The organism is Myceligenerans cantabricum (assembly GCF_054777735.1).
Genome location: NZ_BAAHAJ010000005.1, coordinates 363,620 through 389,713, shown reverse-complemented (window position 1 = coordinate 389,713; position 26,094 = coordinate 363,620). Strand labels below are relative to the sequence as shown.

The 26,094-nt window shown below is 71.2% G+C and carries 20 protein-coding genes and 1 tRNA gene; 13 read left to right on the top strand and 8 right to left on the bottom strand.

Features of this window, described 5'->3' with window-relative positions; genetic code table 11:
- Positions 1–39: 39 nt before the first annotated feature.
- Complete coding sequence (locus tag ACYU96_RS06475) at positions 40–1,365, bottom strand: MFS transporter (RefSeq protein WP_460750493.1); 1,326 nt, start codon at positions 1,363–1,365, stop codon at positions 40–42.
- Between the two features lie 70 nt (positions 1,366–1,435).
- Here ACYU96_RS06475 and ACYU96_RS06470 point away from each other — a divergent pair, with 70 nt between their 5' ends.
- Positions 1,436–2,482, top strand: a complete 1,047-nt coding sequence (locus ACYU96_RS06470) for a GlxA family transcriptional regulator (RefSeq protein ID WP_460750490.1) — start codon at positions 1,436–1,438, stop codon at positions 2,480–2,482.
- Between the two features lie 147 nt (positions 2,483–2,629).
- Here ACYU96_RS06470 and ACYU96_RS06465 read toward each other — a convergent pair.
- A tRNA-Thr gene (locus tag ACYU96_RS06465) sits at positions 2,630–2,705 on the bottom strand.
- A 171-nt stretch (positions 2,706–2,876) separates the two neighbouring features.
- Here ACYU96_RS06465 and def point away from each other — a divergent pair.
- Both def and ACYU96_RS06455 read left to right on the top strand, forming a co-directional pair.
- Positions 2,877–3,560, top strand: coding sequence for a peptide deformylase (gene def, locus ACYU96_RS06460; RefSeq protein ID WP_460750488.1), 684 nt, complete (start codon positions 2,877–2,879; stop codon positions 3,558–3,560).
- A gap of 159 nt (positions 3,561–3,719) precedes the next feature.
- Positions 3,720–5,561, top strand: coding sequence for a CocE/NonD family hydrolase (locus ACYU96_RS06455; RefSeq protein WP_460750485.1), 1,842 nt, complete (start codon positions 3,720–3,722; stop codon positions 5,559–5,561).
- A 91-nt stretch (positions 5,562–5,652) separates the two neighbouring features.
- Here ACYU96_RS06455 and ACYU96_RS06450 read toward each other — a convergent pair whose 3' ends face one another.
- On the bottom strand, positions 5,653–6,270 hold the full coding sequence (locus ACYU96_RS06450) for a hypothetical protein (RefSeq protein ID WP_460750483.1): 618 nt from the start codon (positions 6,268–6,270) through the stop codon (positions 5,653–5,655).
- Positions 6,271–6,550: 280 nt separating this feature from the next.
- Here ACYU96_RS06450 and ACYU96_RS06445 point away from each other — a divergent pair, with 280 nt between their 5' ends.
- Positions 6,551–9,112: an ATP-dependent Clp protease ATP-binding subunit gene (locus ACYU96_RS06445; RefSeq protein ID WP_460750480.1), complete on the top strand. Its 2,562-nt coding sequence runs from the start codon at positions 6,551–6,553 to the stop codon at positions 9,110–9,112.
- 89 nt (positions 9,113–9,201) lie between these two features.
- On the opposite strand, the gene ACYU96_RS06440 is transcribed toward ACYU96_RS06445, so the two are convergent.
- A complete protein-coding gene (locus ACYU96_RS06440) occupies positions 9,202–9,948 on the bottom strand; it encodes an IclR family transcriptional regulator (RefSeq protein WP_460750478.1) in 747 nt (248 codons plus the stop codon).
- A gap of 69 nt (positions 9,949–10,017) precedes the next feature.
- Between ACYU96_RS06440 and eda the strand changes: the two genes are divergently transcribed.
- Positions 10,018–10,683, top strand: a complete 666-nt coding sequence (gene eda, locus ACYU96_RS06435; protein WP_460750475.1) for a bifunctional 4-hydroxy-2-oxoglutarate aldolase/2-dehydro-3-deoxy-phosphogluconate aldolase — start codon at positions 10,018–10,020, stop codon at positions 10,681–10,683.
- A complete protein-coding gene (locus tag ACYU96_RS06430; protein WP_460750472.1) occupies positions 10,680–11,780 on the top strand; it encodes a sugar kinase in 1,101 nt (366 codons plus the stop codon). Before eda ends, ACYU96_RS06430 begins: the two co-directional genes overlap by 4 nt.
- A 140-nt stretch (positions 11,781–11,920) precedes the next feature.
- Here the strand turns inward: ACYU96_RS06430 and ACYU96_RS06425 are convergent, their stop codons facing one another.
- Both ACYU96_RS06425 and ACYU96_RS06420 read right to left on the bottom strand, forming a co-directional pair.
- Positions 11,921–13,612, bottom strand: a complete 1,692-nt coding sequence (locus ACYU96_RS06425; RefSeq protein ID WP_460750469.1) for a GH35 family beta-galactosidase — start codon at positions 13,610–13,612, stop codon at positions 11,921–11,923.
- Between the two features lie 25 nt (positions 13,613–13,637).
- Entirely contained in the window at positions 13,638–14,708 is a 1,071-nt protein-coding gene (locus ACYU96_RS06420) for a LacI family DNA-binding transcriptional regulator (RefSeq protein ID WP_460750466.1), read from the bottom strand.
- A 282-nt stretch (positions 14,709–14,990) separates the two neighbouring features.
- Here ACYU96_RS06420 and ACYU96_RS06415 point away from each other — a divergent pair, with 282 nt between their 5' ends.
- The 6 genes from ACYU96_RS06415 to ACYU96_RS06390 all read left to right on the top strand — a co-directional run bounded on the left by ACYU96_RS06415 (position 14,991) and on the right by ACYU96_RS06390 (position 22,377).
- Positions 14,991–16,004 carry an ABC transporter permease gene (locus tag ACYU96_RS06415; protein WP_460750464.1) on the top strand — a complete coding sequence of 338 codons (1,014 nt, stop codon included), beginning with the start codon at positions 14,991–14,993 and terminating at the stop codon, positions 16,002–16,004.
- Complete coding sequence (locus ACYU96_RS06410; RefSeq protein ID WP_460750461.1) at positions 15,998–16,918, top strand: carbohydrate ABC transporter permease; 921 nt, start codon at positions 15,998–16,000, stop codon at positions 16,916–16,918. The genes ACYU96_RS06415 and ACYU96_RS06410 overlap by 7 nt, the downstream gene beginning before the upstream one ends.
- Positions 16,919–17,003: 85 nt before the next feature.
- Positions 17,004–18,659 carry an ABC transporter substrate-binding protein gene (locus tag ACYU96_RS06405; protein WP_460750458.1) on the top strand — a complete coding sequence of 552 codons (1,656 nt, stop codon included), beginning with the start codon at positions 17,004–17,006 and terminating at the stop codon, positions 18,657–18,659.
- Between the two features lie 196 nt (positions 18,660–18,855).
- Complete coding sequence (locus ACYU96_RS06400; protein ID WP_460750455.1) at positions 18,856–20,502, top strand: GH39 family glycosyl hydrolase; 1,647 nt, start codon at positions 18,856–18,858, stop codon at positions 20,500–20,502.
- A 265-nt stretch (positions 20,503–20,767) separates the two neighbouring features.
- Positions 20,768–21,487 (top strand): DUF624 domain-containing protein, encoded by a 720-nt coding sequence (locus tag ACYU96_RS06395; RefSeq protein WP_460750452.1) that lies wholly within the window; start codon positions 20,768–20,770, stop codon positions 21,485–21,487.
- A 146-nt stretch (positions 21,488–21,633) separates the two neighbouring features.
- Positions 21,634–22,377 (top strand): DUF624 domain-containing protein, encoded by a 744-nt coding sequence (locus ACYU96_RS06390; RefSeq protein WP_460750450.1) that lies wholly within the window; start codon positions 21,634–21,636, stop codon positions 22,375–22,377.
- A gap of 77 nt (positions 22,378–22,454) precedes the next feature.
- Here the strand turns inward: ACYU96_RS06390 and ACYU96_RS06385 are convergent, their stop codons facing one another.
- Positions 22,455–22,832 (bottom strand): type II toxin-antitoxin system death-on-curing family toxin, encoded by a 378-nt coding sequence (locus ACYU96_RS06385; protein ID WP_460750447.1) that lies wholly within the window; start codon positions 22,830–22,832, stop codon positions 22,455–22,457.
- On the bottom strand, positions 22,829–23,032 hold the full coding sequence (locus tag ACYU96_RS06380; protein ID WP_460750444.1) for a hypothetical protein: 204 nt from the start codon (positions 23,030–23,032) through the stop codon (positions 22,829–22,831). The genes ACYU96_RS06385 and ACYU96_RS06380 overlap by 4 nt, the downstream gene beginning before the upstream one ends.
- A gap of 211 nt (positions 23,033–23,243) precedes the next feature.
- On the opposite strand from ACYU96_RS06380, the gene ACYU96_RS06375 reads away from it, so the two are divergent.
- Complete coding sequence (locus ACYU96_RS06375) at positions 23,244–25,979, top strand: glycoside hydrolase family 9 protein (protein WP_460750441.1); 2,736 nt, start codon at positions 23,244–23,246, stop codon at positions 25,977–25,979.
- Positions 25,980–26,094: the final 115 nt, after the last annotated feature.

Sequence of the window (26,094 nt, the reverse complement as noted above, 5' to 3'; positions counted from 1 at the left end):
ACCCAGTGCGGCGCGGGGACCGTGCGGCGGCCGGCGCCGTCAGGTCGCCACCCGCTCGCCGTCGTGCACGCGGCGGATCACCAGCGACATGAGCGCGGCCCCCGCGCACAGCACGCCGGCGCCGTACCAGACGAGGTCGTAGGAGCCGGTGGTGTCGCGGACCAGCCCGCCGAGCCACGTGACGACGCCGGCCCCGACCTGGTGGGACGCCAGCACCCAGCCGAACACGACGGGGGCCTCCTCGCCGTAGATCTCCCGGCACAGCGCCAGGGTGGGCGGCACGGTCGCGACCCAGTCGAGCCCGTAGAACACGATGAACAGCAGCATCGGTGGCTCGACCTGCGGTGCCATGAGCGTCGGCAGGAACAGGAGGGCGATCCCGCGCAGCGTGTAGTACACGCCGAGCAGCACGCGCGGGGAGAACCGGTCGGTCAGCCAGCCGGAGCCGATCGTCCCGACGATGTCGACGACGCCGACCACCGCGAGGAGCGACGCGGCCACCGTGATCGGCATGCCGTGGTCGTGCGCCGACGGCACGAAGTGGGTGCGTACCAGTCCGTTCGTCGTCGCACCGCAGATCGCGAAGGCTCCGGCGAGCAGCCAGAACGCCGGTGTGCGCGCGGCGTGCACGAGTGCGGCGAGCGTGCGCGCGGCGACGCCGCGCCGGGGCGGCGGCTTGGGCACGAACTCGTCGCTCCCGTAGGGCGCGAGGCCGGCGTCGGCCGGGTGGTCCCGCAGCAGGAGCAGCACCAGCGGCAGGACCAGCGCGCAGGCGAGCGCCACGGTGATCGACGCCGACTGCCAGCCCCGGTTCTCGACCATCCAGGCGAGCAGCGGCAGGAACACGAGCTGGCCCGACGCCGTCGCGGCCGTCAGCACGCCGCTGACCAGCCCGCGCTGCTTCACGAACCAGCGCTGCGTGACGGTCGCCGTGAACGCCAGGGCCAGGGAGCCGCTGCCGAGGCCCACCATGACGCCCCAGGTGAGCACGAAGTGCCACGGCTCGGTCATCCGGATCGTGGAGAACGCGCCGAGCGCGATGATCGTGAGCGCGGTCGCCACCACGGGCCGTATCCCGAAGCGGTCCATGAGCGCGGCGGCGAACGGGGCCGTGAGCCCGTACAGCACGAACTGCACCGACAGGCCCAGGCCGATGGTGGAGCGGGACCAGCCGAGGTCGGCGTGCAGCGGCTCGATGAACAGTCCTGGCGCCGCGGCGAAGGCCGCCGCCCCCAGGATCGTGAGGAAGCTGACCAGGGCCACCCACCAGGCCGGGTGGATTCGTGGCGTGGTGCGGTGCGGCCGGCTCGGGCGGCGCGGCGGGTCCGGCTGTGCGGCCGGGGCCGAGGTGTCGGTCTGCGTCATGGCCTGAGCCTGTGGCGCGGCCGACGGCGCGACCAGTGGCCTGATAGTCATGTATCGATAGGATCGGGCCATGGTCGCCTCACCACCGCTCGGTCCCCGCGAATTCCGTGTTCCGCGCGAACCCGGCGGGCTCCGCCCCGTCCCGCGCCCGCACCGCGTCGTGGTGCTGATCACCGACGGCTTCATCCCGTTCGAGCTGGGTATCCCGCACCGGATCTTCGGGATCGCCCGTTCGCCGGAGGGGCACCAGCCGCTCTACGAGGTCGTCACCTGCACGACGCGCGGGCCGCGTGCGGTCCGTTCCGACTCCGACGTGACCGTGCTCGTGGACCATGGCCCCGAGGCGATCGATTCCGCCGACACCGTCGTGGTCCCTGCCGTCAACGAGCGCGGGCCGGCGTTCGAGAGCGGTGTCGTGACACCCGACATGGCGGAGGCGCTCGGCCGCATCCGGCCCGGCACCCGGATCGTGTCGATCTGCACGGGCGCGTTCCAGCTCGCGGGAGTGGGCCTGCTGGACGGGCGGCCGGCGACCACGCACTGGTCCCACGCGGACCAGCTTCGGCGGCTGCACCCTGAGATCCGGGTGAACCCGGACGTGCTCTACGTGGACGACGGCGACGTCCTCACCTCCGCGGGCGTCGCCGCCGGCATCGATCTCTGCCTGCACCTGCTTCGCCGCGACCACGGGCCGGCCGTCGCGCGGGACGTCGCCCGCCGCACCGTGGTGCCGCCGCACCGTGAGGGCGGGCAGGCGCAGTACGTCGAGCGCCCCGTGCCCGACGCCGACGGTCCCGGCACCGCCGCCACCCGCGCCTGGGCCGTGGAGCGCCTCGACGAGCCGATCACGCTCACGGGGATGGCCCGGCACGCCGCGATGTCGGTCCGGACGTTCACGCGCCGGTTCCGCGCGGAGACGGGCGAGAGCCCGGGCCAGTGGCTGGTCCGACGACGGGTGGACGAGGCCCGGCGGCTGCTGGAGGAGACCGACCTCGCCGTCGAGCAGATCGCCGCACGCTGCGGCTTCGGCACGGCGCAGTCCCTGCGTGCGCACGTGCAGGCGACGCTGGGCGTCAACCCGACGCAGTACCGCCGCACCTTCCGCGCCGCGGCGTGATGCGGGGGCGTCGATCCAGGTCATGACCTGGACAGGAGAACGGGCGACGGCAGGCGCGGTTCGGCGGCTGAGAGCACTGGGTGTTCGCCGGCCGTGGCCTCTGTAACGGAAACGACAAGGCCCGGGATCCGCAGGATCCCGGGCCTATGGAGCCGCCTGACAGAATCGAACTGTCGACCTGTTCATTACGAGTGAACCGCTCTACCGACTGAGCTAAGGCGGCGTGCTCCCGGGCTGGTAAACCACCCCTGCCAGCGGCCACAACAGTACCCGACGTCGGGCCAAGTCTCCAAAGCGAATCGGGTGTGACCTCCGTCGGCGTGCTCGGGCGGTGCGCGTCGTCGAGCCGGGGCCCGGCGGCCTCAGGGCTCCCGCCCTACTAGGCTCGTTCCCCATGTGGAGCTTCGGACGGCGCAAGCCCGTGACCTACCTGCTCGGAGAGCCGGCCGAGGAGTACCCGGCCCAGGTCCCCGAGGCGCGGCGCGGCCGCGTGCAGCGGATCACGGAGATCGGCGAGCCGGTGCTCCACGCCCCGACCCGTCGGGTCACCGAGTTCTCCACGCCCGAGCTGAACCGGCTCGTCGACGACCTGTTCGCCACGATGGAGGTCGCGCAGGGTGTCGGGCTCGCGGCCACGCAGGTGGGTTCCGACCTGCGCGTGTTCGTGTACGACGTGACGGACGAGCGCGGCGACCGGCACGTGGGCCACGTGGTGAACGCCGAGCTCGAGCTGGACCTCGACGTCGAGCCCGTGGAGGAGGACGAGGGTTGCCTCTCCGTCCCCGGTGCCTACGAGCCGCTGGAGCGTCCCGGGGCCGCGACGGTGCGCGGCGTGGACCGTGACGGCTCGCCCGTGCAGCTCACCGGGTCGGGCTTCCTGGCCCGCGCCTTCATCCACGAGTCCCAGCACCTGGACGGGACGCTCTACTGGGACCATCTGTCGTCCGAGCTCCAGGCGGACGCGCTGCGCCAGCGCGACGAGGAGCGCGACGACGTCCTCGCGCAGCGCCGCGAGATCGCGATCGAGCTCGACAAGAAGCCGGCGGACTACCCGGTGGATCCGGCAGGCGGCAGGTAGACGACCTCCGCACTCGCTCGTCACCAGGCCACGCCCTCGCCACCCGGGTGGGGCGTGGCCGGTTTCCGCCACCGACCGGGTGAAATTTAACGCCGTCGCAATGTGTGCACCTGCGCACATACATAGCATCGCTGACATCCCCACCACTCAGGAGGAACGATGCGTGTGCGTAAGGCCGCAGCGGCCGCGGCAGGAGTCCTGATCGGTACGACGGCGTTCGTGACGCCGGCGGTCGCCGAGACCTCCGAGCCGGCCTCTCAGGGCGTACCGCCCGGCAGCGTCTCGCCGTCGGACAGCGACCCGGTCACCCACGACGACAACCCCCGCGTTCCCGAGGGCGCGGCGTGGACGCAGCACTACTTCCCGTCCACGGACGGCGTGGAGCTGCACGCCGACGTGCTGCGTCCGGCGGACCTGCCCGAGGACGAGCAGACGCCGGTGATCCTGTCGGTCGGCCCCTACTTCTCGCACGCGGGCCAGACCGGCAACGACGGTTTCGACGTCGCCGGCCCGTCCGAGCGGTTCGACGACTTCCTCGAGGGCGGCGACGTGCTCGCAGAGGGCTACACGTGGGTCATGGTCGACCTGCGCGGCTTCGGCGGCAGCACGGGCTGCCTCGACTGGGTCGGCCCGGGTGAGCAGGCCGACGTCGCCGCGGCGATCGAGTGGTCCGCGTCGCAGGACTGGTCGGACGGGAACGTCGGCATGTACGGCAAGTCGTACGACGCGTCGACAGGCCTGGCCGGCAACGGCCTCGACCTGCCGGCGCTCAAGGCCGTCGTCGCCCAGGAGCCCGTCTGGGACATGTACAACTACCTGTACTCCAACGAGGTCCCGCGGCCGAACGTGCGGGGCACGCCCCAGGCCTACAACAGCATCGCGACGATCGCGCCCATGGCCGACGACGACGCCCGGTACCGGGAGAACGCGCAGTACGAGGACAACCACCCGGAGTGCCTCAGCGACAACCTCTCCAACAACCAGGACCCGGACCCGACGTCGGACTACTGGGTCGCGCGGGACCTCGCCACGCTCGCCGAGGGTACGGACACCCCGCTCTTCGTGACGCAGGGCTTCATCGAGCCCAACACGAAGCCCGAGGACGTGCAGCAGTACCTGGAGAACCACGAGGGGCCGCAGCGCAGCTGGCTCGGGCAGTGGGACCACGTGCGTGGCAACGACACCGTGAGCGACGGGCGCCTGGCCATGGGCCGCGAGGGTTGGTTCGACGAAGTCATGCGCTTCTACGACGAATACCTCAAGGGCGCGGAGCCGTCGGTCGAGGACCCGGCGCACGTGCTGGAGGACAGCGAGGCGGCCTGGCGCGGCCAGGCGGTGTGGCCTGTCGTCGACCGCACGGTCCCCGTCTCCCTCCCCGACGGCACGTTCGTCGACGACGGCGGCCGGGCCGCCGCGTCGCCCTCCGTGACGTCTGCGGACGGCTGGGACATGGAGAACGCCCCGCCCGCGCCCGGCCTGACCTCGGCGGACGAGCTCGCGGCTCGGGAGGGCGCGGAGCGCGCCCCGGGGACGCTCGCCGCGGCGGCCACGTCCACCTACCTGGTGTGGTCGGAGCCGGTCGACGGCGCGACGCGCGTCACGGGGACGCCGTCGGTCGGCCTGACCGCGTCGGCACCGGGCAACGTGATGGTGCGGCTGTTCGACGTCGCGCCCGACGGCAGCGCCGTGATGTTCGACGAGAACGTCGCCCGCCTGGCGACGGGGGACACGTCGTTCGACCTGAAGTCGACCGACTGGACGCTGCGGGACGGCCACAGCCTCGCCGTGCAGGTGGGTTCGATCGTGTCGGGCGGCTGGTCGGACCGCCCGTCGGGCGAGACGATCGAGGTCTCGGGCGCGGTCCTGGAGCTCGCGCTGGACGACCCGTCCGACGACGCCGCCACCGACGGCGAGCGGTCCCCCTACCTCGACAGGTACCTGGCGAACAACAGCACCACGTTCGACGAGCCCGGTGAGCCGAGCTTCGACCTGAACCCCTGACCCGGGCGACCGGTCCGTTCCTGTCACGCCCGAGGGCGGGACAGGAACGGACCGGCCGGTACCTTCCGGCGCGGGAGCCGCGCGCGACGGGTCAGAAGCGAGGGCCGTCGTCGCCGTGCTTGAGGTTGCGGATGGGGCGGGTCACCACGTCGATGCGGTCCACGAGGTCGGCCGGGCCCGTGACGACCAGCGCGCGGTCGGCGGTGGGCGTGTAGATCGCGACGACGTCGCGCACGGTGACCGCGGTCCCGTTGGTGGGGCGGCCGTCGACCAGGTAGTCGAGCGGCGCGCTCGGCACCTCGTCCACCTCGGCCACGATGGCGCGCATCGCCGTCCGGTAGTCCTGGTAGGCCTCGGCGAAGTCGATCGGGTCGGGGGTGTCCGCGGCCACGCTCGGGTCGATGTCCGCGTGCAGGGGAGCGGCGAGCGCGCCGCTGCACGCGGCCCGGACGATGTCGTCGATCTGGTCGCGGGGCGCGGCGACGCGCAGCGTCTCCACCTCCAGGACCTCGCCGGCCACGGTGCGGTACCCGCGCACGAAGCGCTCCTCGGTGGGGTCGGACGGGTCGGCCGCCCCCGTGATCTCCTCGTCCACCAGATACAGGCTCCAGGTGAGGGGATCGTGGACCTCCCCGACGACGCCGGAGAAGCGCGCGAAGCGCGCGACGATCTGCTCCCACTCAGGTGTGCGGCCGGCGTCGTCCGGCATGGTTCCTCCTGGGCTCGCGAGTCACTGCTGAGCCTGCCCTGCTCCGGGCGAAGGGTCAACGACCCCTCGCCGCCGACACGCCGTCCCCGCGACGTGCTACGGCGTGTCGGTCCGGCTTGGGACGTACTTTGCCGCTGCGCGTCACGCCCCTGGCGAACATGGGCACAAGTGGGTTCGTCGCGTCGTTGGGAACGCATAGAGTCGATAGCAGTCAGGCTGTGTCGTCCGCCGGGTCCCCGGTCAGGGGGCGCGGTAACGCCGCCCGTGTGAGGAGCTGATGATGTTCGAGAGATTTACGGATAGGGCCCGTAGGGTCGTCGTCCTCGCCCAAGAAGAGGCGCGGATGCTGAACCACAACTACATCGGAACCGAGCACATCCTTCTCGGCCTCATCCACGAGGGCGAGGGCGTTGCGGCCAAGGCGCTGGAGTCGCTCGGGATCTCGCTCGATGGTGTGCGCACCCAGGTCACCGAGATCATTGGCGAGGGACAGCAGGCGCCGAGCGGGCACATCCCGTTCACGCCGCGCGCGAAGAAGGTGCTGGAGCTCTCGCTGCGCGAGGCGCTGCAGCTCGGCCACAACTACATCGGCACCGAGCACATCCTCCTCGGCCTCATCCGCGAGGGCGAGGGCGTTGCGGCCCAGGTGCTGACCAAGATGGGTGCGGACCTGAACAAGGTGCGCCAGCAGGTGATCCAGCTGCTGTCCGGGTACCAGGGCAAGGAGCCGGTGTCCGCCGGCGGCCCGACCGAGGGGCAGCCCGCCGGTTCTGCCGTGCTCGACCAGTTCGGCCGCAACCTGACCCAGGCCGGCCGCGAGGGCAAGCTGGACCCGGTCATCGGCCGCGCCCAGGAGATCGAGCGGGTCATGCAGGTCCTGTCCCGCCGTACCAAGAACAACCCGGTCCTGATCGGTGAGCCCGGCGTCGGCAAGACGGCGGTCGTCGAGGGCCTGGCGCAGGACATCGTGCGCGGCGACGTGCCCGAGACGCTGAAGGACAAGCAGCTGTACACGCTGGACCTGGGCGCGCTCGTGGCCGGCTCGCGCTACCGCGGTGACTTCGAGGAGCGCCTCAAGAAGGTCCTCAAGGAGATCCGCACGCGCGGCGACATCATCCTGTTCATCGACGAGATCCACACCCTCGTGGGCGCGGGTGCCGCCGAGGGCGCGATCGACGCCGCGTCGATCCTCAAGCCGATGCTGGCCCGTGGCGAGCTGCAGACCATCGGCGCCACGACGCTCGACGAGTACCGCAAGTACGTCGAGAAGGACCCGGCGCTGGAGCGGCGCTTCCAGCCGATCCAGGTCGCCGAGCCGTCGCTCGAGCACGCCATCGAGATCCTCAAGGGCCTGCGCGACCGGTACGAGGCGCACCACCGCGTGTCGATCACGGACCAGGCGCTGGCCTCGGCCGCGACGCTCGCGGACCGGTACATCAACGACCGCTTCCTGCCGGACAAGGCGATCGACCTGATCGACGAGGCCGGAGCACGCCTGCGGATCCGTCGCATGACGGCGCCGCCGGAGCTGAAGCAGCTCGACGAGGAGATCGCCGACGCACGCCGGGACAAGGAGTCCGCGATCGACGCGCAGGACTTCGAGAAGGCTGCCGGCCTGCGGGACAAGGAGAAGCAGCTCACCCAGGTCCGGGCCGAGAAGGAGAAGGCCTGGAAGTCGGGTGACCTCGACACGGTCGCGGAGGTCGACGAGGAGCTGATCGCCGAGGTCCTGGCGATGTCCACGGGCATCCCGGTGGTGAAGCTCAACGAGGAGGAGTCCGCGCGGCTGCTCAAGATGGAGCAGGAGCTGCACAAGCGCGTGGTCGGCCAGGAGACGGCGATCAAGGCGCTGTCGCAGGCCATCCGCCGTACGCGGGCCGGCCTCAAGGACCCGAAGCGTCCGGGTGGCTCGTTCATCTTCGCCGGCCCCACGGGCGTCGGGAAGACCGAGCTGGCCAAGGCGCTCGCCGAGTTCCTGTTCGGGGACGAGGACGCGCTCATCCAGCTCGACATGTCCGAGTTCTCGGAGAAGCACACGGTCTCGCGGCTGTTCGGCTCGCCTCCCGGCTACGTCGGGTACGACGAGGGTGGCCAGCTCACCGAGAAGGTGCGGCGCCGGCCGTTCTCCGTGGTCCTGTTCGACGAGGTGGAGAAGGCCCACGCGGACATCTTCAACTCGCTGCTGCAGGTGCTCGAGGACGGGCGCCTCACCGACTCGCAGGGTCGCGTGGTGGACTTCAAGAACACCGTGATCATCATGACCACGAACCTCGGCACGCGGGACATCGCCAAGGGCGTGCAGACCGGCTTCAACGCCGGCGGCGACCTGGTGACGTCCTACGAGCGGATGAAGTCCAAGGTCAACGAGGAGCTGAAGCAGCACTTCCGGCCGGAGTTCCTCAACCGTGTCGACGACACGATCGTGTTCCCGCAGCTCACCCAGGACGAGATCATCGAGATCGTCGACCTGGAGATCGCCAAGCTGGACAACCGGATGCGCGACAAGGACATGGGCATCGAGCTCACCCCGGCGGCCAAGCGGCTGCTGGCGGAGAAGGGCTACGACCCGGTCCTCGGTGCGCGGCCGCTCAAGCGCGCGATCCAGCGGGAGATCGAGGACACCCTGTCCGAGAAGATCCTGTTCGGCGAGCTCAAGCCCGGGCAGACCGTGCAGATCGACGGCGAGGGCGAGGGCATCCTCGGCGAGTTCACGTTCAAGGGTGTGTCCCGCGGACGCCGTCGCAAGCCGGCCGAGGCGGAGCCCCAGTCGGTTCCCGCCGGCGCGGGCCTGGCTCCGCGTGACCTCCCGCCGTCGGGCCAGATGGCGGCCGGCGGGGCGTGACCCGGCCGGGTGCCTCTCCTGCCGGAGCGGCGCCGAGCGACTGACGAAGGCCCCGGACCCCGCAAGGGTCCGGGGCCTTCGTGCCGGGGTCAGGCTGCGGCCGGCACCGTCAGGCCCGCCGGGAGCAAGGCGGGCAGCGTCTCGCGGAGCGCCGCCACCCGCTCGGCGCGGGCGGCACCGGTGAGCCGCTCGACCGGTGCGGTGATGCTGACCGCGGCGACGGCGCGCCCGGCTCGCAGCAGCGGCACGGCGACACAGGCGATACCCACCTCGTTCTCCTCGGTCTCCCCGGCGACGCCGGTGGTCCGGGCGGTGGTCAGGGCGGCGCGGAGCCGGCCGACGGTCGTGTCCGCACCGGCGAGCCGGTCGAGCACCGCGTCATCCGGCTCCTGGACCGACAGGAGCGCGCGACCGAGCGCCGTCGTCGCGGCCGGGCGGCGCCGCCCGACGGCCGACCACACGCGGACCGCGCGCCGCGGTTCCACCTTGTCGAGGTAGACCACCTCGTTCCCGGCGAGCACGCCCAGGTGCACCAGCTCGTCGACCTCTTCGCTGAGCGCCGTCAGGGCGGGACGCAGCAGCGCCGGCAGGTTCTCCTCGGCCAGGTAGGTGCTGCCGAGGGCGAGCACGGCCGGCCCCAGGCGGTAGGCGCCGTCCGGCGTCTGCTCGGCGTAGCCGCGGTGCCGCAGCGCGGCGAGGGTGCGGTGCAGCGTCGGCTTGCCGACCCCCAGCGCCTGCGCCACGACGGTCAGCGGCGCACCCGCGGCGCCGAAGCCCGCGAGCGTGTCGAGGGTGAGGAGCGCCTTGTCGACGCTCCCGAGCGGGCTGGCATCCATGGGGCTCCCTCGCGTAGCATGCGTTTCGCAGTGAACAACAGGCGTTCACCATAGCGAAACGGAGATCGGATGTCATCCGTGGACCCCACAGTCCTCGAGGCCCTCGCCGCCCACCGGCTGGTCCCGGTGGTCGTGGCCGACGGCGCCGACGAGGGCGCCCGGCTGGCCGACGCGCTCGTCGCCGGCGGCCTGCCCGTCGCCGAGATCACGCTGCGCCTCGCGGGCGGCATCGACGCGATCCGCGCGGTCGCGAAGCACCAGCCCGACGTCGTCGTCGGTGCCGGCACGGTGACGACCGCGCGGCAGGTGGACGACGTCGTCGCAGCCGGCGCCCGCTACATCGTGTCCCCGGGGCTGTCCGCCGCCGTCGTGCGGCGCGCACAGGAGCACGGCGTCCCCGTGCTGCCCGGTGTCGCGACGCCGTCGGAGATCATGGCGGCGCTCGACCTCGGGATCGACGTCGTCAAGCTGTTCCCCGCGTCCGTCGTCGGCGGTCCCGCCGCCATCAAGGCGTTCTCCGCGCCGTTCCCGGGGCTGCGGTTCGTGCCGACGGGCGGCGTCGGCGCCGCCAACCTCGCCGACTACCTGATGCTGAAGCCCGTGCTCGCCGTCGGCGGCTCGTGGATGGTCGACCGTGCGCTCGTCACCGCCGGGGACTGGGACCAGATCACCACCCGTACCCGCGACGCGGTCACGCTCGCGGCACAGATCGACTCCGAGGAGAAGAACCGATGACTTCGCTCACCGTCCGCCCCGTCGCCGAGAGCGCGTACGACGTCGTCGCCCTCGGCGAGGTCATGCTGCGCCTCGACCCGGGCAACCGCCGCGTGCGTACCGCCCGGAACTTCGACGTGTGGGAGGGCGGCGGCGAGTACAACGTGGCGCGCGGCCTGCGCCGCTGCTTCGGCCTGCGCGGCGCGGTCGTCACCGCGCTCGCCGACAACGAGATCGGCCGGCTCGTCGAGGACTTCATGCTGACCGGCGGTCTCGACACCCGGTACGTGCGCTGGGTGCCGTACGACGGCATCGGCCGCGAGGTCCGCAACGGGCTGAACTTCACCGAGCGCGGCTTCGGCGCGCGCGGCGCGGTGGGTGTGAGCGACCGCGGCCACACCGCCGTCTCGCAGCTGCGGCCCGACGACGTCGACTGGGACGCCCTGTTCTCCCGCGGCGTGCGCTGGCTGCACACGGGCGGCATCTTCGCCGCGCTGTCGGAGTCGACGGCGGACGTGGCCGAGGCAGCGATGGCGGCCGCCCGGCGGCACGGCACGATCGTGTCCTACGACCTGAACTACCGGCCCTCGCTGTGGAAGGGCATCGGCGGCGAGGAGCGCGCGCGGGAGGTCAACCGGCGGCTCGCCCAGCACGTGGACGTGATGATCGGTAACGAGGAGGACTTCACGGCGTCGCTCGGCTTCGAGGTCGAGGGCGTGGACGAGAGCCTCACCGACCTGGACACCGGCGCGTTCCGGACGATGATCGAGACCGCGTCGCAGGCGTACCCGAACTTCCAGGTGATCGCGACGACGCTGCGCGGGGTGCGGTCGGCGTCGCGCAACGACTGGGGCGCCGTCGCCTGGTCGCGCAAGGAGGGCTTCGTCGAGGCGACGCACCGGGCGGACCTGGAGATCTTCGACCGGGTGGGTGGCGGCGACTCGTTCGCGTCCGGCCTGGCGTACGGGCTCATGGAGCTCGGCTCGCTCCAGGAGGCCGTCGAGTACGGAGCCGCGCACGGTGCGCTGGCGATGACCACCCCCGGCGACACCACGATGGTGACGCTCGCCGAGGTCGCCAAGCTGGCGGCCGGGGGCGGCGCCAGGGTCCAGCGCTGACGAGCGGGGCCGGGTCGTCCCGGTCCGTCCGGGGTGCGCCGCCGCCCCGGTCCGTCCGGGGCGGCTTCGCCGTCCCGGAGTGCGCTGAGCGGCCGCGCGCTTGGCGGTCTCCGCCGTGCTCAGCGGTCTCGGCCGTGCGCTCAGCGGTACCGGTAGAGCCGGACCCGCTGGACCGTGAGGCGGCCCGGCTCCAGGCGCACGTGCCGGCCCTGGTGGGTCTGGTCGCCGTTGAGCCGGCGCAGGCGGTGCCAGACGCCGTCGTCGTACCGGCCTTCCTCGCAGTCGAGGATGCCGACGCGGGTGCCGCCGGTGTCGGTCCGGGCGGGTGCGAACGTGAGGGTCACGCCGATCCCGGCCACGACGAGCTCGTCGGGCGCGACCAGGATCACGATCGCGGCGGCGGGGAGGCGGGCCGGGTCGGCACCGCGGTCGCCGGCCTCGTTGATGACGCCGTCGGCCAGGCTCGGCGCGGCGACCTGCTCGTACGTCGCACTGAGCACCAGGTCGCCCAGCCGCACCCGGTGCGGCGCCCGCCGGTCCTCGGCCGGCGGCAGCAGCCCGGCCGTCGTCCCCCCGCCGGCATGCGCCGTGAGCAGCGGTGTGAGCTGCGCGACGACGTCGTACGCCGCCGCGAGGAGCGTGGCCGCGTGACCCTCGATCGACTCGATGCCGAACGGCGAGAACCCGATCGCGTCGTGCTCGCCGAAGGCGTAGAGCGCGTTGGCCGCGGCGTCGACGCTGCGCAGCGCCTCCGGGACGAACAGCGGGTTGCCGCCGCGGGTGTACCGCCGCGCCCACGTGGCGAAGTCCGGGAAGTAGACGTCGGGTGCGAGGAGGTCGAGGGCCGGTGCGCCGGCACGCCACACGTCGATCAGGTGCGGCAGCGGCCCCGCGCTCGGGTACTGGCCCGGCTCGGTGCCCGGCCGGACCAGGGCGGCGTTCGTGTACATCGGGAGGGCGAGCTCGGCCTTGCCGGCCGCCGTGATCGGCTGCACGTACCGTGCGAAGTGCCAGGCGGAGAAGATCTCCTCGGCAGCCGGGCCGTCGCCGAACACCTCGGTCCAGGTGCCCTCGCCGCTCGCACCGGCCGCCGTCCACCGCGCGAGCAGCTCCGGGGCGAGGGAGCCGCGGTGCTCGGACAGGTACGCCATGAGCTCGGCGGGGACCGGCCCGGCGAACGCGTCCCCGGCCTCGGGCGAGTGGTCACGTGCCTCGGGAATCATCCCGATCTCGTTCTCGACCTGCACCATGACGACCGTGTGCCGGTCGTCGTGCTCCCGCAGGTGACGCAGCAGCGCGGCGAACGCCGCGGCGTCGGCGTCCCGGTTGGCCTCGCTGAACGGCGTGAGGAGCTCCAGCGGAGCTCCGTCGGAGGTCCGGGCCCGGGGGAAGCGTGCGACGTCGGACTTCACCCAGCCGGGTGCGTAGCAGGACATGCTGTTCTTCCAGCTGCCGAACCACAGCAGCACGAGCCGCATGCCGTGCGCGCGGGCGTCCGCTATCAGCTCGTCGAGGCTCGTCCAGTCGAAGTCGCCCTCGACGGGTTCGACGGCGTCCCAGGACACCGGCGCGACGACGGTGTTCAGCCCGAGCCCTGCCAGCTTCTCCCAGTGCGGCCCGAGGAACGAGCGTTCCGCGCTGGAGTTGCCCAGCTCGCCCCCGCGGATCAGGTACGGTGCGCCGTCCACGACGAGCCGCGTCGCTGTGCCTACCCGCTCCAGCCGAGGCAGCACCCGCGTGGTGGGCGCGGACTCCTGCGGGCCGCGCTCGCCGCGCGGGGTGCCCTCTCCCGAGCGCTGCGCGCTGCCGACTGCCTGTGACGTCGTCGTCATGAGGATCCTTCCGGTGCGTCGGGGCTCAGGCCACCGGCGGGGCGGTGGACTCGCGGACGACCAGATCGGTCGCCAGGTTGAGGCGCCGCACCGCGGGCACGCCTCCGGCCGACATCTCGAAGAGCATCCGGGTCGCGGCCGCGCCCATCTCGGTGAGCGGCTGGCGCACGGTGGTCAGCGGCGGTCCCACCCAGGACGCGAGAGGCAGGTCGTCGTACCCGACCACGGACAGGTCGCGCGGCACGCTCAGCCTCAGCTCGTGGGCGGCCCGCAGCACGCCGAGGGCCTGCATGTCGGACCCGGCGAAGATCGCCGTCGGGCGGTCGGGGCCGGACAGCAGGCGCATCCCGTGCTCGTACCCGGCCTCGACGTAGAAGTTCCCGTTGATCACGAGCGACGGGTCGTACCCCACCCCTGCCTCGTCGTGCGCCGAGCGGTATCCGTCCACGCGCGCGCGGCTGCACAGCATGTCGCCGGGGCCGGTGATGCAGGCGATCCTGCGGTGCCCGAGCCCCAGCAGGTGCCGGGTCGCCATGAGCCCACCGTTCCAGTTGTCGGAGCCGACGGCGGCGACGTCGTTCGGCGGCTCGCCGTCCGTGTCGATCACGACGTAGGGGATCGACCGCCGGTCGAGCTGCTGGTGCTGCGCGTCGGTGAGGTTCGCGGCCACGAGCAGCACACCGATCGGCGGCCTGCTCATCGTCGTGTCGAGCCAGGTCTGCGGTGGCCGGTGCTCGCCGCCCAGCTCCGACAGGATGACGCTGGTCCGGTGCGCGGCCGCGGCGGCCTCGACGCCACGGATGATCTCCATGGACCAGCCGGAGCCCAGCTTGTGGAAGACGAGGTCGATGAGGTTTGTCATCGTCTGCGACGGCGCTCCGCGACGGCGCCGGTACTGGTGCTTCTCGAGCGCGGCCTCGACCCGCTCGCGGGTGGCGGCCGCGACGTCGGCGCGGCCGTTGAGCACCTTCGACACGGTCGGCACGGACACGCCCACCTCGCGCGCGATCGTCGCGATCGTCGGGCCGCCGCCCGACGACGCGGGTGCACGCCGTGCGCTGGAACGGGAGCCCGCCCCGGTACTCGTCTCGGACATCTTCGCTCCGGCCCGCCTCTCGCCGCCTACATTTCGCAACCGGCCCTGCAACTTTCGATCCGACGGTACACCCTCGCGGTCCGGAACCAGTTCCCCTTCCGGGTGATATCGGATCGTGACCGGCAGTGTCGAGGGCAAGGCTTGACGGAGTGAGCACGATCACCCTACTGTCCCAGCAAGCAGGTATCGGCACGGACGCCGATAGTTTCGAAAACGTTCCCCACGATGACGTGGTGCGGCCCTCGCAGGCCGACGGGCACGCCGTCGTGGCCGGAGGGACCTATGGCACGAGGTATCGAGACGGTCGGCACGATGCCGCCGGCGGGTGCGGCGGCTCCGTCTGCCGGCGGCGCGACCGCGGGCGGAGGGCGCCCGCCCCAGGCGGTGCGCAACAAGAACACGTGGGCCCACGCGCTGCGCAGGGACTGGCGGCTCTACACGTTCCTGATCCTCCCCATCGCGTACCTGCTGATCTTCCGGTACGCGCCGATGCTGGGAAACGTCGTGGCGTTCCGCCGATTCCGGCCGGGCGGCTCGATGTTCGGCGAGGAGTGGGTGGGCTTCTACTACTTCGAGATGTTCGTCCAGGACCCCAAGTTCTGGGAGGTCTTCTCGAACACGATCATCCTGGGCACGCTGACGCTGGCGATCGTCTTCCCGCTGCCGATCGTGCTCGCGCTGATGCTCAACGAGCTGCGCTCCCGCCGGTTCAAGAAGATCACGCAGACGATCACCTACCTGCCGCACTTCATGTCGATGGTGATCGTCGCGGGCTTCGTCTTCGAGCTGACCGCCGTCCAGGGCACGATCAACCAGCTCATCACCGGCACGGGCGCCGACCCGATCTCGTTCATGCAGCGCGCGGAGTGGTTCCGCGGCATCTACGTCTCCTCGGAGATCTGGCAGACGGTCGGCTGGGGCACGATCCTGTACCTCGCCGCGCTGACCACGATCGACGACCAGCTCTACGAGGCCGCCCGGATCGACGGCGCGAACCGCTGGCAGCAGACGTGGTACATCACGCTGCCCGGGCTCCGCCCGACGATCGTGGTGCTGCTCATCCTCAACATCGGCCAGTTCATGGCGGTGGGGTTCGAGAAGGTCCTGCTGCTGTACAACCCGCTGACCTACCCGACGGCGGACGTCATCCAGACCTACGTCTACCGGGTCGCCCTGAACAGCGGCAGCTTCTCCTACGGGGCCGCGATCGGACTGTTCGAGGCCCTCATCGGGCTGGCACTCGTCCTGGCCGCGAACGCGATCGCCAAGCGCACGACTGGAGCTTCCCTATGGTGAACCTGCAGGAGACCCCGGACATCACCCGGGTCCGGAGCACCCCGACGACCGTCAAGGACACGCCGTCGTACACGGTGTTCCGCTGGGTGAACGGGACGGTGCTGGTGGCGATCTGCGCCGTCACGCTGTACCCGTTCGTGAACCTGGTGGCGAAGTCGTTCAGCTCGCAGGGCTTCATCGCCGCCGGACAGGTGAACCTGTGGCCCCAGGGCTTCAACATCGAGACGTTCGACTGGGTGTTCCACCAGGAGCGCTTCTGGGTGAACTACGGGAACACGCTCATCCACACCGTGGGTGGTACAGCGATCGCCATGCTGCTCACGACGACGATGGCGTACGCGCTGGCGAAGAAGCACCTCAAGGGGCGCTCGTTCGTCATCGGGATGGTCGTCGTCACGATGTTCTTCAACGGCGGCCTCGTTCCGAACTACCTGCTGATCAGCGGGCTGGGGCTGAAGAACACGGTGTGGGCGATCATCCTGCCCAACGCCGTCATCGCCTTCAACCTGCTGGTGATGAAGGCGTTCTTCGAGAACTTCCCGGCCGAGCTGGAGGAGGCCGCGGCCATCGACGGGATGACGGTGTACGGCACGTTCCTGCGCGTCGTCCTGCCGCTGTCGAAGGCGGTGCTCGCGACGATGGTGCTCTTCTACGCCGTCTTCTTCTGGAACTCCTGGTTCCCCGCGATGCTCTACCTCAGCGACACCGAGAAACAACCGGTGACGCTCTACCTGCGAAACCTGCTCGCCGGGGCCACCGGGTCCGGGCGCGAGGCGGGCATGGAAGAGATCAACATCGGGGCCAACCTCAAGGCCGTGGCGATGCTGCTGACGGTCATCCCGATCATCTGTGTCTACCCGTTCATCCAGAAGTACTTCGTGCGGGGCGTGATGCTCGGTTCCGTCAAGGGCTGACACGCCGGCCCCCAGTACGCCCCCACGTTCGGTCCGTCGTCCGCGAGCGTCGCGACGACATCGTTTTCAGCAACGGAGGAGAACAATGAGGATCACCCGGAACAAGGCCGTCGCGGCGTCCGCCGCGGCCGCCCTGACCGTCACGCTCACGGCGTGCGGCAGCAGCGGCGGCGACGAGGCCCTCAACGGCGAGATCGACATGGAGTCGCAGGTCGGCTACATGGAGGACTTCGAGGTCGGTACCAGCTTCGAGGCGACCGAGCCGGTCGAGTTCGGCCTGCTGTACCGCGACCACCCGAACTACCCCTTCAAGAAGGACTGGCCGATCGTCCAGCACCTTCAGGAGAACCAGAACGTCACGTTCGACTACGAGAACGTGCCGCTGGAGGACATGGAGCAGCGCCGCTCGGTCCTCATCTCCTCGGGCGACGCGCCCGACATCATGCCGGTGACGTACTCGGGCGACGAGGCGCCGTTCGTCAGCGGCGGTGCGCTGCTGCCGATCTCGGACTACGTGCAGTACATGCCCAACTTCCAGCAGAAGGTGGAGGACTGGGACCTGCAGCCCGAGATCGACGCGCAGAAGCAGGACGACGGCAAGTACTACATGATTCCCGGGATCCACGAGATCACGATCCCCGGCGCCTACACCCTGGCGATCCGCAAGGACCTGTGGGAGAAGTCCGGTCTCGACGAGCACCCGGAGACCTGGGACGAGCTCGCCGACCAGCTCCGGACGATCAAGGACGACAACCCGGATCTCGACTACCCGATGACGGACCGCTGGTCCATCAACGGGCCGGTCGAGGCCACCCTCTCCGCGGCCGCGCCGAACTTCGGGACGGTCGCCGGCTGGGGATACGGTCTCGGCCTGCAGTGGAACCAGGACGAGGGCGAGTACGTCTACGCGGGCGGCTCCGACGAGTACCGGTCCCTCGTGGAGTACTTCGCGGGCCTCGTCGCGGACGGGCTGCTGGACCCCGAGGCGCTCACCCAGGAGGACGACCAGGCCGAGCAGAAGTTCGCGTCCGGCAAGGCCGCGGCGATCGGCTCGAACGACCAGGTCATCCTGGAGTACCGCGAGGCGTTCGAGGAGATCGGTGACGAGGACTCCGAGATCGAGCTGATCACCGTCCCGGACGGGCCGGCCGGCGGCTACATCGCGGGCGGTACCCGGCGCGAGTCCGGCCTCATGTTCTCGGCGGCCGCCGCCGAGTCGGAGGACTTCCTCGCGATGCTGCAGTTCGTCGACTGGCTGTACTACTCCGACGAAGGGATGGAGTTCGCCAAGTGGGGCGTCGAGGGTGAGACGTTCGAGCGCGACGGCGACGAGCGGGTCCTGGCGGACGACGTGACCTGGGGCGCGCTGAACATGGGCGCCGAGAAGCTGCTGAACACGGACTTCGGCTACTACAACGGCGTCTGGTCGCTGGCCCACGGGTCGACCGAGGACCTCGACCTGTCGATGCGCAGCGACGAGGCGATCACGTACATCGAGGACATGAACGCGGGGAAGGAGGAGCTGGAGATCCCGCCGGCCGTGGCCTACGACGAGATCCAGCAGGAGCAGGCCGGCCTGCAGCAGACCAACTTGCAGGACCTGACGTTCCAGTCCACCGCCCAGTTCATCCTCGGGGACCGCACGATGGACGAGTGGGACGACTACGTGGCCGAGCTCGAGGGCGCAGGCATGCAGGAGTACGTCGACCGCGCCAACGAGGCCGCCGGCGTCACCGGGTGACCCGGCGTCCCACCGCGTGCTCGGCGGCGGCGCCGGTGCGGCGGTAGTACCACGCACGTCGCGTCCGCCGAGGTGGTGGGCCTGTCTCGCAGGTCCACCACCTCGGCAGGCCCGGATCTCGCGCACCGTTCCCCGGACGGCGCCGTCGGGCCGGAGACCGTTGCGCATCGACGCGCAGGACAGAGGAGACCTTCCCGTGAACCGCACCATCGTTCCCGCCGAGCCCTTCGGGACCCTGAGCGACGCCTGGCGCGCGTGCGTCGGCACCGGGCGGTTCGACCTCGCCCTGCGGCAGGACTACCAGGACTCGCTCGCGCTGGTGCAGCGCGAGATCGGCTTCCAGCACGTCCGTGGCCACGGCCTGCTGTCCGACGGCGTCGGCGTGCACCGTCCGTACGACGTCGGCGGGCACGCGGGCACCCGGTACGCGTTCACCTACGTGGACCAGGTGGTCGACGCCTACCTGCGCCTCGGCATCAAGCCCTTCCTGGAGCTCGGGTTCATGCCGGAGGCGCTCGCCTCCGGCGACGACACGGTCTTCTGGTGGAAGGGCAACATCACCCCGCCGCGCGACCACCGCGAGTGGGCGGCCCTGGTGCGTGCGGTCCTGCGGCACCTGATCGACCGGTACGGCCTCGCCGAGGTCCGCACGTGGCCGGTCGAGGTGTGGAACGAGCCCAACCTGCCGTCGTTCTGGAAGGGCGCGGACCGGGCGGCGTACCTCCGGCTCTACGAGGTCACGGCGCGCGCCGTCAAGGACGTGGACGCGTCGCTCCTGGTCGGTGGGCCGGCGTTGTCGCCGGGTGCGGACGAGTGGTGGGAGCCGTTCGCGGAGTTCGTGACCGCGCGCGACCTCCCGATCGACTTCACCTCGGTGCACGCGTACACGACGGGCCCCGCCCAGCACGTCCCGTTCGGCGTCTACCAGACGCTCCGGCCGCCGCAGAGCCTGCTGCAGCAGTTCGCCCGGCCCAAGGAGCTGCTCGCCGGCACTCCGCTGGCGGATCTCCCGCTGCACGTCACGGAGTTCAACTCGTCCTACCGGCCCGACAACCCGGTGCACGACACCGCCTACAACGCCGCCTACCTCGCCCCGGTCCTGGCCTCCGGGGGCGACCTCGTCGACTCCCTCTCCTACTGGACGTTCTGCGACGTCTTCGAGGAGGCCGGGGTCCCCACGAGCATCTTCCACGGCGGGTTCGGCATGCTCACGCACCGCCAGATCAAGAAGCCGACCTACCACCTGTACGCGTTCCTGGCGCGGATGGGGCGCGGCATCCTGGCCCGCGGCGACGACCACCTCGTCACCCGCGACGCCGCCTCGGGCCGCGTGACCGTCCTGGCCTGGCAGCCGGTGGGCGGTACGGACGAACCCGCGGAGCCGGAGCGCCACGAGCTGCGGCTGAGCGTCCCCGTGACCGACGCCGGCGGCGAGGCCTCCTCGGACAGGTCCACGGGCCCGGTGCTGCGGGCGTTCGTGCTCCGGCACGACGTCGACACGGAGCGCGGCAACGCCTGGCACGCCTGGCGGGAGCTGGGCCGCCCCGCCTCACCGACGCACCGGCAGCTCGACCTGCTGCGCGAGGCCGCGGAACCGGTCCGCACCGCGTCGTCGTACCCGGTCCGGCCCGGGACGGACGCCGCGGCGAGAGCCGGCGGCGGCGCCCCGGGCGGCCCGGTTGCCGGCGGGCTGGCCGCGGCAGGCACCGCCGGCCGGATCGACCTCGACCTGACCATCGGCCGGCACGGCATCACCCTGCTGGAGATCGACCCCGTCCGCGACGAGACCCCGGCCTGGGTCGACGACGACCGGGTCCTGGGACGCCGCCCGCGCCACGCGTGAGCGCACCGAGGACACCTGACCGCACCGAAGATCCCCGACCGCACCGACCACGAGAGGTGAGCAGGACGATGAAGTCCCCTTGGCGCCACCCCACGACCACCGCCCTGCCGCCGCTGAGCATCCGCGGGTTCGGTGGCATGAAGCACCCGCTCTGGATTGACGACGGCATCCTCGGGGCGCACCGGTACGGCACCTCGGTGGCCGACTTCCCCTACCCGCTGTTTCGAGCAGCGGGGCGTCGGCTCCGACAGACGAGCGGCGTGAGATGAGGGGAAAGAGTGCCCGCGAGTGGGGCGACGGGACGCTGGCCCGCGTGACCGACGCTGTGTACTGGTTCCTGGTCACCGGCGTGCTGCTGATCGTCGTGACCCTGCCGGGCACGCTGCCGCTGCTCTTCCTGGACCGGTCGGCGGGCAACGCCCCGCTCGTGGCGCTCTGCCTCGCGCCGGTCGCGCCGGGGGTCGCCGCGGCGCTGTTCTCGCTCCGGGACCGGCCCCGCGCCGAGGCCCTCACGCCGGCCCCGTCGTTCTTCCGCGGCTACCGCCTGAACTGGGCCGACGCACTGCGGGCGGCGGCTCCCCTGCTCGTGTTCGCGGCGGTCGCCGGCCTCGGCGCCGGAGCGCTCGGGGACGACGACGGCGTGACGGGCCTCCTCGAGGGAGGCCTGCCGTCCGCCTACGGGGGCGTCATGCTCGGGATCGGTGCGATCCTGCTGGTGTGGACGATCAACGCCCTGGTGATCGCCTCGTTCTTCAGCTTCCGCACCCGGGACGTCGCCCGGCTCGCGTCGTACTACCTGTTCACGAGATGGAAGGTGGCGCTCGGCAGCCTGTCCCTGCTCGTCGTGGCGAGCGCCGTGCTGCTGCTGGCCGGCGACGCCGTCTTCGCTCTCCTCGGCGTGATCTGGGTGTGGCTGGTGGAGCGGAACCACGCCCCTCTGGTGCGCGACGTGACGGAGAACTTCACGACGGCGGGCGAGGGCTGACCGGCACCGCGACGCCTGGTTGATGACGGTTCGGTCACGCGCGGTTCCATCTCGGTAACGTGCTCCGGAACCAGACCTCCCGCGCTGGTCGATCGGGCTATCGTTCACGAACGGTGCGAGACCAGAGAGGATGGGAGCAGGGGGACATGACCGGCGAAGGGGACCGGCGGTCGCCGTCAGTCGCGAGGACCGGCGGCGGGCTGCTGACGCGCGTGACGAGCGCGATCTACTGGTATCTCGTGACAGGGGTGCTCATGATCGTGGCCGCACTCCCGGGCCTCCTGCCGATGCAGTTCCTCGAGAGCTCGCCGGGCAACGCGCCGGCGCTCGCGCTGTACATGGCTCCGCTCGCCCCGGCCTTCACCGCGGGCCTGTTCGCGCTCCGCGACCGGGGGTACGCCAAGGGGCTGACGCCGGTGCACTCCTTCGTGCGGGGATATCGTTCTACCTGGACCGACGCCCTGCGGATGGCCGTCCCTGGACTGATCTTCGTGGCGATCGGCGGGCTGGGCGCGGGTGTCGTCGGCGACGGCGGTGCGCTGGCCGGCGACGGCGTGAGCATCCTGGTGGCCGTGCCCGAGATCTACCTGGGGATGCTGATCGTCATCGGCACCGTCCTGGCACTGTGGACGATGAACGCGATGGTCATCGCGTCCTTCTTCAGCTTCCGCACGGAGGCCGCCGCACGGCTGGCCGCCTACTACCTGCTCGCGAAGTGGCGGGTCTCGCTGGGCGGGCTGTCGCTGGTGGCCGTCGCCCTGGTGACCCTGATGCTCGCGGGGGACCTGGTGTTCGCCACGCTCGCGGTGGTCTGGACGGCAGCGGTCGCGTGGAACCACCGGTTGCTGGTGCGCGACGTCGAGCAGAGGTTCACGGGACTCGGGGCGTAGGGCGGCGTTGGGGGCGGCGGGCGCACGACCTCGTCGCCGTGCTGTCCCGCGCCCCGCCCGCCAGCGCTGCGGTCCGTTCAGGCGTCGAACCAGCGCTCGAGCTGTGCCGCGATCCGGTCGAGCTCGGGGTGGTCGGACGCGATCTTGAGGACGAAGGCCTCGTGGTCGTCGACGGTGCCGGCAGGGTCCGCGTATCCGTTCACCCGGTAGGTGGCGGCGACGACGATCCAGGCGAGACGTTTGTTGCCGTCGACCAGGGGATGGTTGCGGTTCACGGAGTCCAGGGTCGCCGCCATCTTGAGGTGGATCCCGGGATACAGTTCCTGTCCGTACGACGTCATGGTTGCACGGGCGAGAGAGCCTTCGAGTAGCCCGAGGTCCCGGACCACGGGCTTGATCCCCTCCGCAGTCTCGAACATCTGCAGGGCGACAAGCGGCGTGACCAGGTGACTCACTGGGCCAAGCGGTCCAGGAGAGCGCGGTCGCGCGTGCCGACGTACTCGGCGGCGGAGAGCCAGTCGGTGGTGGTGGGCGAGCGCGTCGTCTCGGCGAGACGACGGATCGCCTGGCGTGCGGCTTCGTGCTTGGAGACGCCGAGCTGCTCGGCGGTGTCGGCGAGGGCCTTGTCCTCGGCCTCGGTGAGTCGGAGAGTCATGGCCATGATCGTGTCTCCCTAGACGCATAGCGCACGCTGAACGGTGTGCTACCACGATGATACCGCTGGTGATACCGCAGTGGTATCACCTTCTCGGCCGTCCGGTCCGGCAACTTAAACGAACCAACTCGGCACCCAGGGGTGGCAGGGAACGCTCCACCGGATAGCCTGGCGGGCGACCGCATGGAAGCGCTCTCACCGAGGAGTCAGCGTGAAGACCAGAACCAGACAGCAACGCCGCCGTCCGGTGGTGGCCGCCGTGGCCGCCGTCGCTCTCGCGGGCGTCGTCGTACCGGCCACGGCTTATGCCGAGGACGTGGAGACACCCGACCAGGACGTCGTCGCCGACGGCGAGGAGCTCCTGACCAATCCCACGTTCGACGGCCTCGAACCGTGGTGGGCCACCGGCGTCGACCTCGCCGGGACCGACGCGGGCATGTGCGGGACCGTGGCCGGCGGCGGCAACCAGTGGGACGTCATCGTCGGCCAGGGCGACGTGCCCGTCCAGGCCGGCGAGACGTACACGATCGGCGTGGCGGCGAGTGCCTCCCCGGAGGCCTCGGCCCGCGTCATGGTCCCCGACCCGGAGACCGAGTGGCCGCCCCTGTACTACGCGGACATCACGCTCCGCGCCGACGGGCAGTCGTTCACCGAGGCGTTCGAGATCGCCGCCGACGCGGACAGCGAGGTGCAGCTCCAGCTCGGCGGCAACGCCGAGGACTTCGAGCTGTGCCTGAACGAGGTCTCGCTGCTCAGCGGCGGCGAGGTCGAGGAGTACGAGCCCGAGACCGGCCCGCGCGTCCGGGTGAACCAGGTCGGCTACCTGCCGGACGGCCCCCAGCGCGCCACCCTGGTCACCGACGCGACCGATCCCGTCGCCTGGGAGCTGCGGGACTCCGCCGGTGCGGCGGTCGCCTCGGGCGAGACCACCCCCGAGGGCACCGACCCGTCCGCCGGCCTGAACGTGCACACGATCGACTTCTCCGGTGCCGGAGAGACCGGCAGCGGGTTCACGCTCGCCGCCGACGGCGAGGAGTCGTACGCCTTCGACATCGACTCCGCCCTCTACGACCAGCTCCGCGCCGACTCCCTCGGCATCTACTACACGCAGCGGTCCGGCCAGGAGATCGTGCCGGTCGAGGTGGACGGCGAGACGCTGAAGTCGGAGTACGCCCGCCCCGCGGGGCACGTGTCCGAGTTCGGCGGCGACGACGTCAACCAGGGTGACGTCGACGTCCCCTGCCTCCCCCCGGAGGGCGCGACCGACAACAGCGGCAACCCGCAGGACGGCGGGGACGTCCACTACGGCGAGAACGGCTGGGCCTGCCCCGACGGGTACGCCATCGACGCGTCGGGCGGCTGGTACGACGCCGGCGACCACGGCAAGTACGTCGTGAACTCCGGGATCTCCGTCTACCAGCTGCTGTCCACGTACGAGCGCAGCCTCTACGCCGACACCGTGTCCGAGGGCGAGCTCGGGGACTCCACCCTCGTGATCCCCGAGCGCGACAACGGCGTGCCGGACATCCTCGACGAGGTCCGGCACAACCTCGACTGGATGCTCAGCATGCAGGTGGAGGACGGCGTGCCGATGACGATCGACGGCGAGGAGTACGACGCCGGCGGCCTGGTGCACCACAAGCTCCACGACATCGCCTGGACCGGCATGAACACGCTGCCCAGCGAGGACCCGATGCCGCGCTACGTGCACCGGCCCTCGACGGCGGCCACGCTCAACCTGGCCGCCGCCGCGGCGCAGGGTGCCCGCCTGTACGCCGAGCACGACCAGTACTACGCGGACGAGCTGCTGGCCTCGGCCCGCCGGGCCTGGGACGCGGCGTCGGCGCACCCGGACATCATCGCGCCGGACACGAACAGCCTCGACGCCAACCCGGGCGGCGGCCCGTACAACGACGGCACCGTGGGCGACGAGTTCTACTGGGCCGCCGCGCAGCTGTTCCTCACCACGGGCGAGGCCGAGTTCGCCGACGCCGTGCAGTCCTCGCCATACCACACGGGGGGTGCCGAGGCCGACATCTGGCGTGCCACCGGCTTCGACTGGGGCTTCACCGCGGCGGCCGCCCGGCTCGACCTGGCCACGGTGCCGAACGACCTGGCGGGCCGGGACGACGTCGTCGCCTCGGTGATCGAGGGGGCTGACCGGTACCTCGCCGTGCAGCAGGCCGAGCCGTTCGGTCACGCCTACAGCCCGGGGGACTACAACTGGGCCTCGAACAGCTCGGTGCTCAACAACGTCGTCGTCATCGCCACGGCGTACGACCTGACCGGCGAGGACCAGTACCGGACCGGGGCGCTGGAGTCCTTCGACTACGTCGTGGGGCGCAACGCGCTCAACAACTCGTACGTCAAGGGCTACGGGACGCAGTACAGCCAGTACATGCACAACCGGTGGATGGCGTCGGCCGACCGGCTGCCGCCGCACCCGGACGGCATGCTGGCGGGGGGTGCGAACTCGGCCCTGCAGGACCCGGTCGCGCAGGAGAAGCTGCAGGGCTGCGCGCCGCAGTTCTGCTACATCGACGAGGTCGACTCGTGGTCCACCAACGAGATGACCATCAACTGGAACGCGCCGCTCGGCTGGTTCGCCTCCTGGGCGGACGACGTGGCCGGTGCCGGAGACGGCGTCGTCGCCGACGGCTGCACCGCCGAGCTCACCGTGCACAGCGAGTGGAGCGGCGGGTTCCACGCCACCGTGCGGGTCACCGCCGGCGACGTGCCGCTGTCCGGCTGGACCACGTCGTTCGACCTGGGACAGGCCCGCCTGGCGAACGGCTGGAACGCCGAGTTCAGCACGTCCGGGTCGCAGGTGACGGTGTCCGACGCCGGCTGGAACGGCACCCTGGCGGAGGGCGGGTCGACGGAGTTCGGCTTCGTCGGGAACGGCACACCGCCGTCGCCCATCCCGGTCACCTGCTCGGCGCGCTGACCGTACCGCGTCGGTGAGTCCTGGCCCGTGCACCCCACGGGCCAGGACCTCACTTCCGGCTCGGGCCGGCTGCCCGGAGCCCCCGCGCACCGCGCCTCCGGAGGCCTCGGTGGGG